Here is a 14898-nt window from a genome sequence, read left to right on the forward strand (position 1 = left end):
AATATGAAATTATCTACAATTGCTAAAACAACATTGGCACTTGGTATTTTAACTACAGGTGTTATAACAACAAACGTACAATATGCACAAGCAAATCATCAAGAGGATTCACGTCCAAGAATTGTTAATTCAGAAAACAAATTTTTACACGAGTATTATTCACGTCCATATTATGAATATAAAAAAGTATCTGTATTTAAAAAAGGCAATAAAGCCTTTCTTAGATCAAAGGGCCGTCTCACAAATATTTTATTATCTGGAGATGATAAAAATGCATACGCTAACGGCAAAGTACATAATTTAGATGTATTTACAGTTCAAGAAGAAGGCAATCAACGTGTACACTACTCCGTGGGCGGTTTATCAAGAACAAATTTTACAAGCAATCCGAATTGGAGCACTAAAATAGCCGTTTCATTATATAAAACGACTGAAACAGTACAAGGGGATTATCATTATAATATTAGCTCAAACAAACAGCAGCTGACTTTAAAAGAATTAGATTTTAAATTAAGACAAGATCTTATTAAAAATGCTGAGTTATATGAAAACGGCTATAAATACGGAGACATTACCGTAAAAATGAAAAATGGAAAACGCCACGTAATCGATTTAACGCAATCATTACAGTACAAAAGAATGGGCGTGTTAATTAGTCCAGAAGATATAGAACATATTGATATCCATATAAAGAAAATCGATATCAAGTTGTAATTTCAGAACATTACACGCACGCTCTGTGATTGTTCTATAAGCTAACTTTTTTATATAATTAGTAGATTATTTAAATAAACGTTATGTATAGTTAAACGTTATTTAATTTTAAAAATTAAAGTCCTCGCTTATACTAAAAGGGATTGGTCGTATTTTAAGTTTTCCATTTACTATCACTTTGTACAACATAAAGGAGCTAAGAATATGAAATTATCTACAATTGCTAAAGCAAGTTTAGCATTAGGAATTTTAACAACAGGAATTATAACAACAAACGCTCAATCTGTAAGTGCTGCAACGCCAAAAGCAGAAACTACACAAAGTAATCAAACAACTTTCGAAAAGGTTAAAGCGTATTACTCAAATGGTTATACAGAATTACGTAACGTAAACGCTTATGCAGCACCTAAGCGTGAAAATGTAGTTGTCGTTAAAGACAATACAAAAACAACAGCGATTAAACTTAAAGGCATTGATCAAGGTCTTTACACTGCGAATTTAACAGGTGTTGATGTATTCGTTGTAAACGAAAATAATCCTAATAGTAAAATCGTTAAAACGACTGGCGGTATTACGAAGACTAATAAAGCGCAATATTTTGATTATGTCGCAAGCCCTTCAATTACCGTGGCGAAAAAAGGTGCGGATGGCAAACCTGCTTTATTAGGTTCATTCCCATACCTTATTTCTAAAGAACAAATTTCACTGAAAGAATTAGATTTTAAAATCAAAAAAATATTGATACAGCGATACGGTTTATATGAAAATGGTCTCAGCAACGGTAAAATTAGAGTTGTAATGGATACTGGCAAAAAGAATGACTACTACACATTCCAATTAAACAGAGTTTTAGAAGAACACCGTATGGGTGTTGTCATTGATCCAACTAAAATCAAAAAAATTCTAGTTACAATGTAATATTAAAAATTAAACCCTACCGTAAAGCCGTGCCTTGCTATCAAGTTGCCCCCTTGATTGGCACATTTACAGGTATACTCAGCAACAACTTTTAATACACATCAATCACATGTAAGAGACAAAGAGCAAGTGATAGGACACTGGAACTGTTGCTTGATATTCACAAATCCAACAATTTAAGTGCATGATTAAACTTCAAATATAAATTAGAATTGATATGTTTCTAAAAAGCAGTGCTATCGTTACAGAGCCCCCCTCGTAACGATAGCCTGTTTTATTGATTGAAATAAATGAACGTTAGGTGTTACTGTGAGCCATTTTTCTTCAATTTAAAATATTTAAAAATATACATCACACCTACAATGATAAAAATTGTAGTGAACAACCATGAATGTTTCACGGTAAACACGATAGCACTTATCAAGAATAAAATGCCGATAAGCAACGTTAAATATCCTTGTTTCATAATGAATCATCCTTTTTATTATTTACTATTCAGTATATATGATGGGTCGATTCATTTCCAAAGCACGTGGAACATCAATCACACGTTGATTTAACGACCCTTTATACGCTAAATTGGGTTGATATAATGATTGTATAAATAATCCATCGACTAACACATCGACAAAGGTCAATAATTGACGTCTTGGACCTGTATCATTTTTCAAATATTCGAATAGGAACCCCGTCCAAACCCATAATGTTTTACGCTGGCCAAATTTTTCACGAAACGCACGCGCCACTTTTAACGTAATATCAATATTACAAAATGGCTCTCCACCCAAAATACTCAGGCCTGAAATGTAATCTGGTTCGCAGTAGGTCAAAATTTCTTCTAAAATATCGTCAGAAAAAGTTTCGCCATAATTAAATTTTTGAGCAGCAACGTTATAACACCCTTCACATTGAAATGGGCACCCTGACACATACATGCTGACGCGTACACCTTCCCCGTCAACAAAACTTTGTTGTTCGATTTTCGCAATGTAGCCTCGTCCTTCTACAATATCAAGAACGGTCATGGTTTTTGCCATCTTTCATATGTTTCACTCGAGCACAAATTTCTTTTTGACGTCCTTCAATGACGGGTCTTTGAACTGGATTTCCTAAATAACCACACGTCCGTTTGACCACATCAATCGTTTTAGGGTCACTATTACCGCAATGAGGACATGTATAACCTTGCGCTGTCGTTTCAAAATCTCCTTCAAACCCACATTCATAACAACGATCAATAGGAATATTCGTTCCTAAATAGCCGACTTTGTCATACGCATAATCCCATACCGCTTCTAACGCCTTCAAATTATGATTTAACTTTGGATACTCGCAATAGTGAATAAAACCACCACTTGCATAATACGGATAGTCTTTTTCAAAATCTATTTTCTCAAAAGGCGTCACATCTTTTCGCACATCATAATGAAAGGAATTTGTATAATAACCTTTATCTGTAATGTTCGGAATCGCACCAAATTTTTCAAAATCTAATCGACAAAAGCGGTCAGTTAATGATTCGCTTGGCGTGCTATAAATACTAAACCAAATATCTGTATCTTCAGTCCATTTTTGTTGATAATCTTTCATTTCTTTTAAAATATCTAACGTAAATGCTTTAGCTTCAGGATTTGTTTCCCAATTCGGACCGTAAAAGACCGTCGCCACTTCATATAAGCCGATGTATCCCATTGATACTGTGGCGCGACGATGTTTAAACACATCTGATACGGGTTCGTTATGCTGTAATTTATATTTAAACGCCCCACTCTTATATAAAATCGGCGCATTTTCAGGCGTTGCTTGAAGCACACGTTCTAAGCGGTACAGTAACGCTTCATGTAGGACATCCATACGTTCATGAAATATTTGCCAAAACGCGAGTTTATCACCTTTTGATTCTATCGCTATACGTGGAAGGTTTAGGGTGACTACACCTAAATTACAACGCCCATTATTTTCAAATTGACCTTCAGCATCACGCCATGCTTGTAAAAAGGAGCGACATCCCATAGGTGCTTTAAAATCACCTAATATATTCACTAATGCCTCATAATTTAAGACATCCGGATACATTCGTTTAGTCGAACATTCGAGTGCCAATTGTTTAATATCATAGTTAGGATCGTTCTCACTAAAATTCACACCTTTTTTAATCGAAAACACTAATTTTGGAAAAATTGCCGTCATGCGTGTTTTACCTAATCCTTTAATACGCGTTTTTAATATCGCTTGTTGGATTTTTCGGCTCAATGTATCCGTCCCAAGCCCAAATCCTAAAGTTACAAAAGGTGTCTGTCCGTTCGACGTATATAACGTATTAATTTCATACTCTAAACTTTCAATCGCATCACCAATATCTTTTGTCACTTGTTGGTCAACGTATGTTTCAATCGCATCTTCTTTTACAAATTGTGTAGCGATGGATCTATGGTGTGCTTCATTAAAACGTGCATATGTACTGAGTAATTCATCGACGCGGTCGACAGTACAGCCCCCGTACTGACTACTTGAAACATTCGCAATGATTTGAACCAGTTGCGCCGTCGCGGTTTGAATCGATTTAGGAGAGGTCACATTCGCATTTCCAATTTCAAAACCATGTTGTAACATTGATTTGGCGTCAATAAGGCAACAATTTGTTAAAGGTTGAAACGGATGGTAGTCTAAATCATGAAAATGAATGTCACCATTTTTATGTGCTTCCGCCACACGTTTTGGTAATAAATGTTCTAATGCGTATGATTTTGAAACCACCCCTGCTGTTAAGTCACGCATTGTTGAAAACGTGTTGCTGTCTTTATTCGCATTTTCATTCACCACTGTTGGATCTTTGGTGATGAGTCCTTGTAAAGCCACTTCCAATTGTTTCATAACATCAACCCTTTCTATATATTGTGTCTACCTACAATCTAAGACACTATATATAGTATTTCAAACAAAAATCAGACTGTTAACACAACTGTCAAAAGTTTGTTAATAAACGTTGAACTTTGAAAAGCGGGCAATTCAAAAATAATTTACATTATAACAAGTGCTAAAAATAACTTTGACGTACAACATAAAAAACAGTTAACCTCCGAATCATCGGTGTTAACTGTTCATCTTTATGGGAAATTAACGTTGATTTTTAATATTTATCGTTGCTTTAATGTAATTTTTTGCAGCCTCAAAATGTTGTTGTTCCGCTTCATCAAGTGTAATATCAAATACCTGGTTAATACCGTTTTGATGCGTTAATGTTGGTAAACTGATAGCTATCTGATCTTGTTCTTGAAGTGATGTAATCGGCATCACTGACTTCTCATTTAATACTAAACTTTTAACTAAGTTCACTGTTGTTTTAGAAATTGCGACATTTGTCCAGCCTTTATTTTTTAATACATCAAAAGATACTTTATCGATTTGTTGAGAAATGGCTTCTTTATTTATGCGTGGTTTGTCCGACAGTTTTTCAAATTCTTCAAGCGACATCCCTGAAATGGTCACTTTACTCCATACAGGCACCGCATGTTGCCCATGTTCTCCAATCACAAATCCTTCAACACTTTTTGGATCAATATCATAATGATCGGCGATGAGCGTTTTAAAGCGTGCAGTTTCGAGTAATGTTCCTGTTCCCATAATTTTCTCATTCGGATAGTCATTCGCTTGTGTCGCAATATACGTCATCGCATCTACAGGATTAGATACAAAAATGACGAGTGGTTTTGTTGTCACGCGATACAATTGATGCATAATGTCTTCAATTAATGAAATGTTCCCTTTCGTTAACGCTGTGCGATCAGGAATATCCGGATCCATCGGCACACTTGCCGTCACCACAACCACATCTGCATCTGATAAATCATTGTATGTTCCAACGCAAATATCAATATGATTTGTACGTGACAACCCTTGCGCATGATGGTGATCTAACACTTCACCTTCAGCCAATTGAGCATTAGAATCAATCACAACAATTTTTGAAAAGAGATTCATATACTGTATATCTGTTAAAAATTGACTTCCTACTTTACCAATTCCTATAATACCTAACTTCATGATAGCCACTCCTTTTTAACGATTTTATGTGTTAAAGTACATTTTAATACAATAATGATTGAAATTAAAATGAAAAAAGATAATCATTTTTGATTGTCATATGTTATGAATGATACAGTGATGTTGACACACATTTAAGAAAGGTGGGAGTCAAAGTGATGTTTACGAAAGACAACTACAATCGTTTTATTGTAGAAGCATGCGGGCAGTCTAAAGAGGTAGCTTGTTACATCTAACCGATAGAGAAACAGGGATTCAGTATCTATCAAATAGAGCTGGAGCTGGGACAGGTATAACACCTTTATTAGATAGAAATGGTAATGTATCAAAAGTCGATCCACAAGCGTTAAAATCCAATACATAAAGTAACAGCCGTAGACTCATGAATCTACGGCTGTTATATTGGTTTGAGTATCTTATTCTCCTTGATATGTTTTCACTTTATTTGTTTTCATATCAAAATATTTAAGTGATTGCTTACGTTTCTCCACTTTTTGTTTCGCACTGATGCTGTAGTCATTATTGTATAATGTCGCTTCCCAGCTACCGTACATTGGATTCGGGAAGATAATGTATTTACTTCCAAAATCATCTTCATGTTGGCGAACTAATTCATCACGTGATTTTTGAGACGCTTCTTTTGGCTCTTCAAAATCAAGTAAATTGTCACCAAATAACATCACTAAATTGTAGTCTGAACGTACTTTATCACGACGTTCTTCTTTACTCTTATCGCCCGCTTTTTTCAATAACACATGTTTTTTATCCGCTTGCGGTAATTTTTCTTTTTTCAAGTTTTTAATCGTCGCATCTAAATCTTTTTCATGAGAGCGGTCAGATACATAGAATATTTCTACATCATGTTTATCTGCATACGTTAAAAAGTCTTTCGCACCGTAAACAGGCTTCGCTTGCGCACTTTTCACCCATTCGTGCCATCCAGTTGGGAAAGATGTGCCATTTAACGCACTTGCCGCTTGAAATGGTGAATTATCTAATACCGTTTCATCAATATCTAAAACAATGGCTAATTTTTTGCCACCTTTATGCTGTTTAATTTTTTTACTTAACGTTTCTTTCGCGCTGTTATACCCTTGAGCATAAAGTGCTTTTGCCTCTGCAGAGTTTTGGTACCATGCCACACTCATCACATTTTGTTCGCTCAATTGTTTCACATAATCTGATTCAGCTTGCGTTTGAGTTTGTTGTGTTGGGGCTTCAGCACCTGCAAACGTGTCAGAAGGTACAGTAGACGTAATCATCCCTAAAGCTAAAAGTGTTGTTGCTGTTTTTGTCCATTTGTTCATAATATCCAATCACCTTTTTATGTATATTGTATAAAAGTAGAACAATTAATTATTGTCTTATACGCTTATATCATAAGTGTTTTTAAAATAAAGCTCAACAATTATGTGCGTATTTTTATTATATTTAGAAATACTGAATGGGTTCATATTTGAAGGGTGTTTCTTACATTTCCTTAAAACAGGAATACAAATGAAACTTCACATATCGATCTATATGATAAGCTAATAATGATAAAATGGTTTTGCTGTCATTTATGTTTTAATGAAATCTGTTCTGCCACACACATTAAACAACAAAACAGCCAAATTACATATCTTACCTTGATTTTACAACGATTGAGAATGGAGCATCCCAATGAATATAATCTTAAGAAATTTATCACTAACATTTGATTTAGAAAGCGAAACACCATTCTTTCAAGTTTCAATCCCTCATCGCATAAGGTTTGATGCTGATATGATTAGTAAACCTTTAGTGACCACAATCGTGAATCAGTTGTTTGACACCCCAGATACAACACATTGTTCATTCCTAAGTAAGTATCTTTCCCCGATTCATGCTAGAGAAAAAACACGTGTAGGCCGGTTTTTTAATATTATAAATTGGCGTGAAGACGTCCACGTCGGTGAAGATACATATATCATATCAACCTTTTACAAACTTACGAATGAAGCTTTGATAAATTATCTACTCTACGTTCCTCGTTCATTTATAAATCCTTATATCATTTTTTATAACAATCATCATATCGTATATATCAGTAGCGATGTATTAGATGTCATCAGCTGTTCAGAAGAAGTGATTAAAAACTATAAAGCAAAATATGCCGACATCATGGATACTGATTATGAATAATGGATTTATCATTTTATATGAAGCATAACGATTCACTTCTTACAATCTACAACATGTTAAAATGAAATTAACAAATAAAGAGTGAGTGATACGATGACTAACTACCATATTTCGTTCAATGCATTACATCCACGTACCCTGTATAAATGTAGTGGAATCACGTATATTTTTGTGCTTGAGGGACGTCTTCAATGTCTTGTTAACAATACTAATATCGATATTGAGTCCGGCAAAGTTTTACTTTTAAATCATCGAGATGAGCTTATTATTAATGATTTAGATGGCGACTTTATGCAGTTTAATATGAATTTACAATTTATTGATCATGTAATTGATGGACTTCCTGTATTTGAACCCGATTCTACTGATGATTCGATGAAATGGATTAAGAACTTTCTCGCTAAAATCGGCATTATGTACTTACGAAAAAACAAATATTTCAAACTGCTCATTGAACAACAAATGATTGAACTTTTGTTATTAATGGTGAAATACATTCCTCAAAAAGATATGGAACACGGTATGGCGACGACTGAAGATATGCGCTTGAATCGCGTCTGCCAGTATATCGAGCATCATTTTAATGAAGAGATTACACTTCATGATATGGCGCAATATGTCAATCTGTCTCCAGCTTATTTATCAAAATTGTTTACTAAAAAATTGAACATGGGCTTTTTACAATACTTAAACAAAGTACGTTTAGATCATGTCATTCTAGACTTAATTCATACGGACAAACCCATGATAGAGATTGCGCTTCAAAATGGTTTTAGTAATTCTGCACTCTTATCTCGCACGTTTAAAAAACAGATGAACACAACACCAACGCAATATCGTGAGGTACATCAAATTCATACACAACCAAAGCCACACACGAGCGTCTCTAAAAAGGAACTCATTTTAAATTTATCTCGCTATGTTATGAATGATCAACAACATTTGGTTCAAAATCCTGAAATCGGTAAACATATTCAAATGACACTTCACCCAACGGATGAAACGATTCATCATTTTAAACATATTATTCAAATTGGCAATATGGAGGCACTTTTAAGCGCGCACGTCCAACAACAATTAGTGACCTGTCAGTCTGACATCGGTCTGACACACGTCTTAATTCATGACCCTTTGTCGAGTCCAAATTTGATTTTAAACGAAGTTATTACGGATGAATCTATTTCGAATTATCAGCGCTACAACAAGGTGGATGCGTGTATTGATTTTTTAAAACAACACCGTATTGGTTTAATTATGACACTATCACCGTTTGATGACTTAGATGCCTATCTCGATCAACTTAAAGCGTTTTTAATGCATATTGTGATGCGTGATGATTCCTTAGAACACTTAAATTTAAAACTCTACATTAAACATGTAGACTTACCGGCATATCAAAAAGTCATTCGTTGTGTTGAACGTTTTATCCCGAATGTAAAATGTATCGTTCATCTAGACCTTTACCATCCGCAAAATGCCCTGAATATGCTTCAATATGATACATCACATATTGGGCATGTGAGTTTCGATGCGAACCAAAATGATTTGGTTAATTTTGATATTACAGATGATGAGCTTTTTGAAAATACAAAACATCATATTATTGATAAGGCCAATGAAGTGAAAGCCTTTTTAAATCAACATCACATTGATAAACCTCTTATTCTACTTAATTGGAATACGTTAACAGGTGATACGCATCTCACGAATGGTGAATATTTTAGAGGCGGCATTATTTTTGAACAGTTTTTACGCTTAAATAAAATGATTGATACGATTGGATATTGGCTTAATTATGATTTACATACATTACATGTGAAAAATGAAAAAGAATATATGAATAGCATTGAACTTTTCCATCAATACAATAGTAAACGACCTGCGTTTTTCACAAGTCATTTATTTAAAAAACTATCATCCCAAGTGTTATTTCATGACCATAATTGTATTGTTGTAGGTCGGCCAGAACATTTTCAAATCATTGTTTATGATGCGGAACATTTTAATCCGTATTTATCACTCAACTCACCACTGCCCTTTCTTGAAAATAAGGATGTCGCCTTAACGGTTAAACATCTATACTCTGGACTTTATCGTCTCAAACATTACACGCTAGATAAAGAACATGGCGCCTTATACCAAGTTTGGCAATCGTATAATACACGTACAGGCATCGATGCGGAATCCATTGCCTATATCGATCGGTTATCTTACCCGAAATTAGAAGTCAGCGAAAAATTCGTCACCCAAGACTTAACCTATAATCTGAAATTATTAACCAATGCGATTCATCTCATAGATGTAAAAAAGTATATGGATTAGGACAAAAATAGTTTATCTGTTTTTGTCCTATCTCTTTTTTTATGTTGAAAACAATGAGAATAGTATAGTGAAATGATATATAAGGGAAATAAATATGATACTTAATCTTTTAAAATAGAGTTAAGGAGATGAACCATTATGTGTGAAAAATTAATTCAAAAATTGACCGAAAAAGAATCAAAAATGATTGAAATTCGTCGTTATTTACACCAGCATCCCGAACTCTCTTTTAAAGAAGAACAGACGTCTAAATATATTGCCGACTTTTATCAAGATAAAGATGTGACGATAGAAGAAGGTATTGGTGAGCGTGGTATCAAAATCACTATTGATTCTGGACGTCCTGGTAAAACGTTAGCCATTCGCGCCGACTTTGATGCGCTACCTATCGAAGAAGATACGGGCTTACCTTTTGCCTCCCAAAATAAAGGTGTTATGCATGCCTGTGGTCACGATGCCCACACTGCATACATGTTAGTGCTCGCAGAAACATTAGCTGAAATGAAAGACCACTTTACGGGCAAAGTGGTGGTCATCCACCAACCTGCAGAAGAAGTACCCCCTGGTGGTGCCATTGGCATGATAAAAGATGGCGTATTAGAGGGTGTTGACCATGTATTAGGCGTCCACGTCATGAGCACGATGGAAACAGGTACTGTATATTATCGTCCTGGTTATGTCCAAACAGGCCGTGCCTTCTTCAAACTCAAAGTAATCGGTAAAGGCGGTCATGGCTCGTCACCACATGCGGCAAACGATGCGATTGTCGCAGGTGCAGAATTTGTGTCTTCAATTCAAACGGTCGTATCTCGACGCCTTAATCCATTTGAAACAGGAGTTATTACAATCGGATCATTTGACGGTAAAGGCCAGTTTAACGTCATTAAAGATCATATTACGATTGAGGGCGACGTGCGTGGTTTAACCAACGACACCAAACGCACAATTGAAAAAGAAATTAAACGCATTACAAACGGCTTAGAAGTTATGTACGGGGTGACATGCGAACTCGAATATCAAGATGATTACCCAGCATTGTATAACGACCCCGAATTCACAGAATATGTCGGAAAAACATTAAAAAATGCAGATTTAGATTTTGATGTCGCATTGTGTGAACCTCAACCCCCTTCTGAAGACTTTGCATACTATGCGCAAGAACGACCAAGCGCATTTATTTATGTGGGCGCTGCACCAGAAGATGGTGAAATGTATCCGCATCATCATCCAAAATTTAATATTAGTGAAAAAGCATTACTTACATCAGCTCAAGCTGTAGGAACTGTCGTATTAGACTACTTAAAAGGGGATGACGACCATGAATAATACACAGTCATATAAAGGGAATAATAGATTAATTTTAGGGATTGTACTTGGTGTCATTACGTTCTGGTTATTCGCTCAGTCATTGGTGAACGTTGTACCGCCATTACAAAAGAGTTTTGACGCTGACATAGGAACAATTAGTATTGCCATTTCAGTCACTGCCCTTTTCTCAGGGATGTTTGTCGTAGGTGCGGGTGGCTTAGCCGATAAAATTGGGCGCGTCAAAATGACCAATATTGGCCTTTTACTCAGCATCATTGGCTCAACGTTAATTATCATTACAAACTTTCCATTGCTACTTATTTTAGGTCGTATTATTCAAGGTTTTTCAGCAGCGTGTATCATGCCATCTACACTTGCGTTAATGAAAGCCTATTTTGAAGGCGCAGAACGTCAACGTGCCTTAAGCTATTGGTCCATTGGCTCTTGGGGCGGTAGCGGTATATGTTCACTCTTTGGCGGTGCAGTTGCTACAACGTTAGGATGGCGTTGGATTTTCATCTTTTCTATTATTGTCGCAATTTTATCGTTTGTATTAATTAAAGGCACACCTGAATCTAAATCTGAATCCACTGCAATTTCAAAATTTGATGTTAAAGGTTTAATCATTTTAGTTGTGATGTTATTAAGCTTAAATGTCGTCATCACAAAAGGTGCCACTATTGGATTTACATCCCCATACTTTTACGGATTAATTGCGATCGTCATCGTTTCATTCTTGTTATTCATAAAAGCAGAAAAAAACGTAAACAACCCGTTAATTGATTTTAAATTATTTACGAATAAACCGTATACAGGCGCTACAATTTCAAACTTTTTACTTAATGGCGTCGCAGGCACACTGATTGTTGCTAATACTTTTGTGCAACAAGGATTAGGTTATACATCCTTACAAGCAGGATACTTAACCATTACGTATTTAGTCACGGTACTATTAATGATTCGTGTTGGAGAAAAATTTTTACAAAAAATGGGTGCCAAAAATCCAATGTTACTCGGTACATTTATCGTTGTGATTGGTGTGGGTCTAATTTCTTTAACCTTCTTACCTGAAACGATTTATATCATCGGTTGTGTCATCGGTTTTTTATGTTTTGGTTTAGGCCTCGGTTTATATGCGACACCATCAACAGACACTGCGATTTCAAACGCACCTGTTGATAAAGTCGGTGTAGCATCTGGTATTTACAAAATGGCTTCATCACTTGGGGGCGCATTCGGTGTCGCGATAAGTGGTGCCGTTTATGGGATTGCCGTCGCTGCAACAAACGCATTTCAAGGTGCAATGATAGCTTTATGGGTCAACGTTGCGATGGGTATTATCGCATTTATTGCGATTGTTTACGCCGTTCCTAATGATGATCCACGTAAAGTAAAATAATAGATAAAAACCAAGTGATGACCAAAATCATCACTTGGTTTTATTTTAATTTTAACCACTTTGTAGCATCTTCTTCAGGATTATTAGATTTTACATCAGGAATAATTGGATTATTTTCATAAGCATTTCCTTGTTTATCCTCAAGGCGATGTGTTGTTAAATTCATTAATGTACCATCATATAATTTTATAGTCGTATTAGCTGATGTATATCCTCCAGAATTTTCACCAAAATATTTTATATTTTTAGCTCCTTTGAATGCTAAAGCTGTTATTTCACCTGAACTCGCAGTTTTTTTATTTATTATAATAGCAATCGGTACATTTTTAACTTTTTCTACATTATTTAATTCAATCGGCGTTCCCCCGTTTTCAGTCTGGCTACCGTCTAAATTAACATCTGTTTTATTATCGTCACCATCAACATACGTCAATAATGTACCATTTTTTAATAAAGGCGATATACTTGCTATCATCGGACCCATATCTCCGCCATAGTTATCTTGTAAATCAATAATAATACCTTTATAGTTTTCACGTTGAATTGCTTTGCTAACCTCATTAGCATAGCGTTTGCCCTCTTTTTCACTCCCCATAAAACCAGGTAATTTAATGGTCAAAATATCATTCTTAAGTGTAATCTTAGGATATTGAGTCTCACCACTTTGAGACATTTTTTCTTTTTTAGTATACAAAAATGAATGTTTACCTCCAGCAACCTTCAAAGCTTCTTCTAAATATGTATGTGTATCTTTATAATCTTGTGCCTTCTGGGTGTCATTTAAAGCTTTGTCTTTTGCACGTTCCCACTTGTCACCTTTCGCATACAGACCATGCATATCCATTTGATTAATTGCGATTTTTACATATGATTGCGTGGAAGGCGCCACAATATATAAATTAAACAATGGACCAATTTTAAGTAATGCTATAAAAATTAAACTAAAAAATAACAATGTTGATAAGCCTATTACAATTAATTTTTTCACAGCACTTTCTCCTTGTTAATTATGATTCATCCCATGTTGCTTACTATCAAGCACATTTTTCCAATAATTTTCACGCTCTAAAATGACTTCAACTTTGGTTTTCGTATCGAAAATTTCTAAAATGGAATATTGAAAATGGTTTATAATATGATCTTTGCCTTTATTTTCTAAAATATGATGGAATTCCTTGTTACCACCGGTTAAATCACTTAAATGTGCATAGCACGCCCATCGTTGCCAAATACCGTCTGTATTTCCAGAAGCAGATCCGACATACAATTGGCCATTACTTAAGTCAGTAATGACATACACACCTTTTACATAACTTAACGCCTCTCTCCAACTTGGCTCATTGTGTTGAATGATTTGTTGCAGTTCTTTATGTTTTAAACTCACATTTTGATACCCATTAAAATGGCCTAGTTTAGTGCTAGGGGCAACTTCATAGACTTCTGGGTTAAGTTGCTCTTGGATCGTTTCATAACGACGATTATACACATCACGCCCTATAGGTTTGTCTATTTTAACAATTAATCGCTTAATATACTGGCTATTTTCTTCCATTAATGTGAGATGATAACCGACATCATCAAACACTTCAGGTAGCTTCTTTTCAACTTTATAAAGTCCTCCGAATATAAAATATTGCGGCCCGTATGGATAATATTGTGCGAGCGCAACTAAATAATCGGCATGGTTTAAATTGTTGTTCGTTTGTTTGGTTTTCCATGCATTCATAATAATCCATTCTTCGCTGTCTTCTAGAAGAAAATCCCATGCTCGCTTTGAAACGTCTGCCGCATTCATATTGAATTTTATTTTTGTATGTTTCTCATCTGGAATTTTTAAAAAATCTTTTAACTTTATCATGAGCCATATACCCTTTCTGCAATATAAAACAAAATATTATAATATCATTCACTCCAATTATTTTATCAGATATATGACTTTCATCAATGATTTTTAAGGCATTTTCATTAGAAAACAACATAGAAATTCACGCAATTTTCATACCATTTTTACACTTTTTTATTACATAATT

General features: G+C 35.0%; 14 protein-coding genes. 7 read left to right on the forward strand and 7 right to left on the reverse strand.

Features of this window, described 5'->3' with window-relative positions:
- The first annotated feature begins 3 nt into the window (after window positions 1–3).
- On the forward strand, window positions 4–714 hold the full coding sequence (locus GJE18_RS11800) for an exotoxin beta-grasp domain-containing protein (protein ID WP_165805073.1): 711 nt from the start codon (window positions 4–6) through the stop codon (window positions 712–714).
- A 204-nt stretch (window positions 715–918) separates the two neighbouring features.
- Window positions 919–1632, forward strand: coding sequence for an exotoxin beta-grasp domain-containing protein (locus GJE18_RS11805; RefSeq protein WP_107368457.1), 714 nt, complete (start codon window positions 919–921; stop codon window positions 1630–1632).
- A gap of 304 nt (window positions 1633–1936) precedes the next feature.
- Here GJE18_RS11805 and GJE18_RS11810 read toward each other — a convergent pair whose 3' ends face one another.
- The 4 genes from GJE18_RS11810 to GJE18_RS11825 all read right to left on the reverse strand — a co-directional run bounded on the left by GJE18_RS11810 (window position 1937) and on the right by GJE18_RS11825 (window position 5676).
- Window positions 1937–2098 (reverse strand): DUF308 domain-containing protein, encoded by a 162-nt coding sequence (locus tag GJE18_RS11810; RefSeq protein WP_082624772.1) that lies wholly within the window; start codon window positions 2096–2098, stop codon window positions 1937–1939.
- A 25-nt stretch (window positions 2099–2123) separates the two neighbouring features.
- The gene (gene nrdG / locus GJE18_RS11815; protein ID WP_107368458.1) at window positions 2124–2657 is read right to left on the reverse strand and encodes an anaerobic ribonucleoside-triphosphate reductase activating protein; all 534 of its coding nucleotides are present in this window, start codon (window positions 2655–2657) and stop codon (window positions 2124–2126) included.
- Complete coding sequence (gene nrdD / locus GJE18_RS11820; protein ID WP_107368459.1) at window positions 2644–4506, reverse strand: anaerobic ribonucleoside-triphosphate reductase; 1863 nt, start codon at window positions 4504–4506, stop codon at window positions 2644–2646. The genes nrdG and nrdD overlap by 14 nt, the downstream gene beginning before the upstream one ends.
- 243 nt (window positions 4507–4749) lie before the next feature.
- Window positions 4750–5676 carry a lactate/malate family dehydrogenase gene (locus GJE18_RS11825; protein WP_168429112.1) on the reverse strand — a complete coding sequence of 309 codons (927 nt, stop codon included), beginning with the start codon at window positions 5674–5676 and terminating at the stop codon, window positions 4750–4752.
- A 223-nt stretch (window positions 5677–5899) separates the two neighbouring features.
- Here GJE18_RS11825 and GJE18_RS11830 point away from each other — a divergent pair, with 223 nt between their 5' ends.
- Complete coding sequence (locus tag GJE18_RS11830) at window positions 5900–6040, forward strand: DUF6440 family protein (protein WP_240928884.1); 141 nt, start codon at window positions 5900–5902, stop codon at window positions 6038–6040.
- Between the two features lie 52 nt (window positions 6041–6092).
- Here GJE18_RS11830 and GJE18_RS11835 read toward each other — a convergent pair whose 3' ends face one another.
- Window positions 6093–6983 (reverse strand): 5'-nucleotidase, lipoprotein e(P4) family, encoded by an 891-nt coding sequence (locus GJE18_RS11835; RefSeq protein ID WP_060552115.1) that lies wholly within the window; start codon window positions 6981–6983, stop codon window positions 6093–6095.
- A 355-nt stretch (window positions 6984–7338) separates the two neighbouring features.
- On the opposite strand from GJE18_RS11835, the gene GJE18_RS11840 reads away from it, so the two are divergent.
- From GJE18_RS11840 to GJE18_RS11855, 4 genes are all read left to right on the forward strand, one after another.
- Window positions 7339–7839 carry a phage tail protein gene (locus tag GJE18_RS11840; RefSeq protein ID WP_107368460.1) on the forward strand — a complete coding sequence of 167 codons (501 nt, stop codon included), beginning with the start codon at window positions 7339–7341 and terminating at the stop codon, window positions 7837–7839.
- 93 nt (window positions 7840–7932) lie between these two features.
- Window positions 7933–10161 carry a transcriptional regulator AryK gene (gene aryK, locus GJE18_RS11845; RefSeq protein WP_107368461.1) on the forward strand — a complete coding sequence of 743 codons (2229 nt, stop codon included), beginning with the start codon at window positions 7933–7935 and terminating at the stop codon, window positions 10159–10161.
- 138 nt (window positions 10162–10299) lie between these two features.
- Window positions 10300–11487, forward strand: coding sequence for a M20 family metallopeptidase (locus tag GJE18_RS11850; RefSeq protein ID WP_107368462.1), 1188 nt, complete (start codon window positions 10300–10302; stop codon window positions 11485–11487).
- Window positions 11480–12868 carry an MFS transporter gene (locus GJE18_RS11855; protein ID WP_107368463.1) on the forward strand — a complete coding sequence of 463 codons (1389 nt, stop codon included), beginning with the start codon at window positions 11480–11482 and terminating at the stop codon, window positions 12866–12868. Before GJE18_RS11850 ends, GJE18_RS11855 begins: the two co-directional genes overlap by 8 nt.
- Before the next feature lie 40 nt (window positions 12869–12908).
- Here the strand turns inward: GJE18_RS11855 and GJE18_RS11860 are convergent, their stop codons facing one another.
- Window positions 12909–13856, reverse strand: a complete 948-nt coding sequence (locus GJE18_RS11860) for a S41 family peptidase (RefSeq protein WP_107368464.1) — start codon at window positions 13854–13856, stop codon at window positions 12909–12911.
- Between the two features lie 15 nt (window positions 13857–13871).
- The gene (locus GJE18_RS11865; protein WP_107368465.1) at window positions 13872–14726 is read right to left on the reverse strand and encodes a GIY-YIG nuclease family protein; all 855 of its coding nucleotides are present in this window, start codon (window positions 14724–14726) and stop codon (window positions 13872–13874) included.
- Between the last annotated feature and the right edge of the window lie 172 nt (window positions 14727–14898).

This window comes from Staphylococcus agnetis (assembly GCF_011466855.1).
Taxonomy (GTDB): Bacteria; Bacillota; Bacilli; order Staphylococcales; family Staphylococcaceae; genus Staphylococcus; species Staphylococcus agnetis.

Coding starts and splice junctions, on each gene's coding strand:
- aryK (WP_107368461.1), top strand. CDS start 7,933: ATGACTAACTACCATATTTCGTTCAATGCATTACATCCACGTACCCTG.
- nrdG (WP_107368458.1), bottom strand. CDS start 2,657: ATGACCGTTCTTGATATTGTAGAAGGACGAGGCTACATTGCGAAAATC.
- GJE18_RS11850 (WP_107368462.1), top strand. CDS start 10,300: ATGTGTGAAAAATTAATTCAAAAATTGACCGAAAAAGAATCAAAAATG.
- GJE18_RS11855 (WP_107368463.1), top strand. CDS start 11,480: ATGAATAATACACAGTCATATAAAGGGAATAATAGATTAATTTTAGGG.
- GJE18_RS11810 (WP_082624772.1), bottom strand. CDS start 2,098: ATGAAACAAGGATATTTAACGTTGCTTATCGGCATTTTATTCTTGATA.
- GJE18_RS11865 (WP_107368465.1), bottom strand. CDS start 14,726: ATGATAAAGTTAAAAGATTTTTTAAAAATTCCAGATGAGAAACATACA.
- GJE18_RS11840 (WP_107368460.1), top strand. CDS start 7,339: ATGAATATAATCTTAAGAAATTTATCACTAACATTTGATTTAGAAAGC.
- GJE18_RS11835 (WP_060552115.1), bottom strand. CDS start 6,983: ATGAACAAATGGACAAAAACAGCAACAACACTTTTAGCTTTAGGGATG.
- nrdD (WP_107368459.1), bottom strand. CDS start 4,506: ATGAAACAATTGGAAGTGGCTTTACAAGGACTCATCACCAAAGATCCA.
- GJE18_RS11805 (WP_107368457.1), top strand. CDS start 919: ATGAAATTATCTACAATTGCTAAAGCAAGTTTAGCATTAGGAATTTTA.
- GJE18_RS11825 (WP_168429112.1), bottom strand. CDS start 5,676: ATGAAGTTAGGTATTATAGGAATTGGTAAAGTAGGAAGTCAATTTTTA.
- GJE18_RS11800 (WP_165805073.1), top strand. CDS start 4: ATGAAATTATCTACAATTGCTAAAACAACATTGGCACTTGGTATTTTA.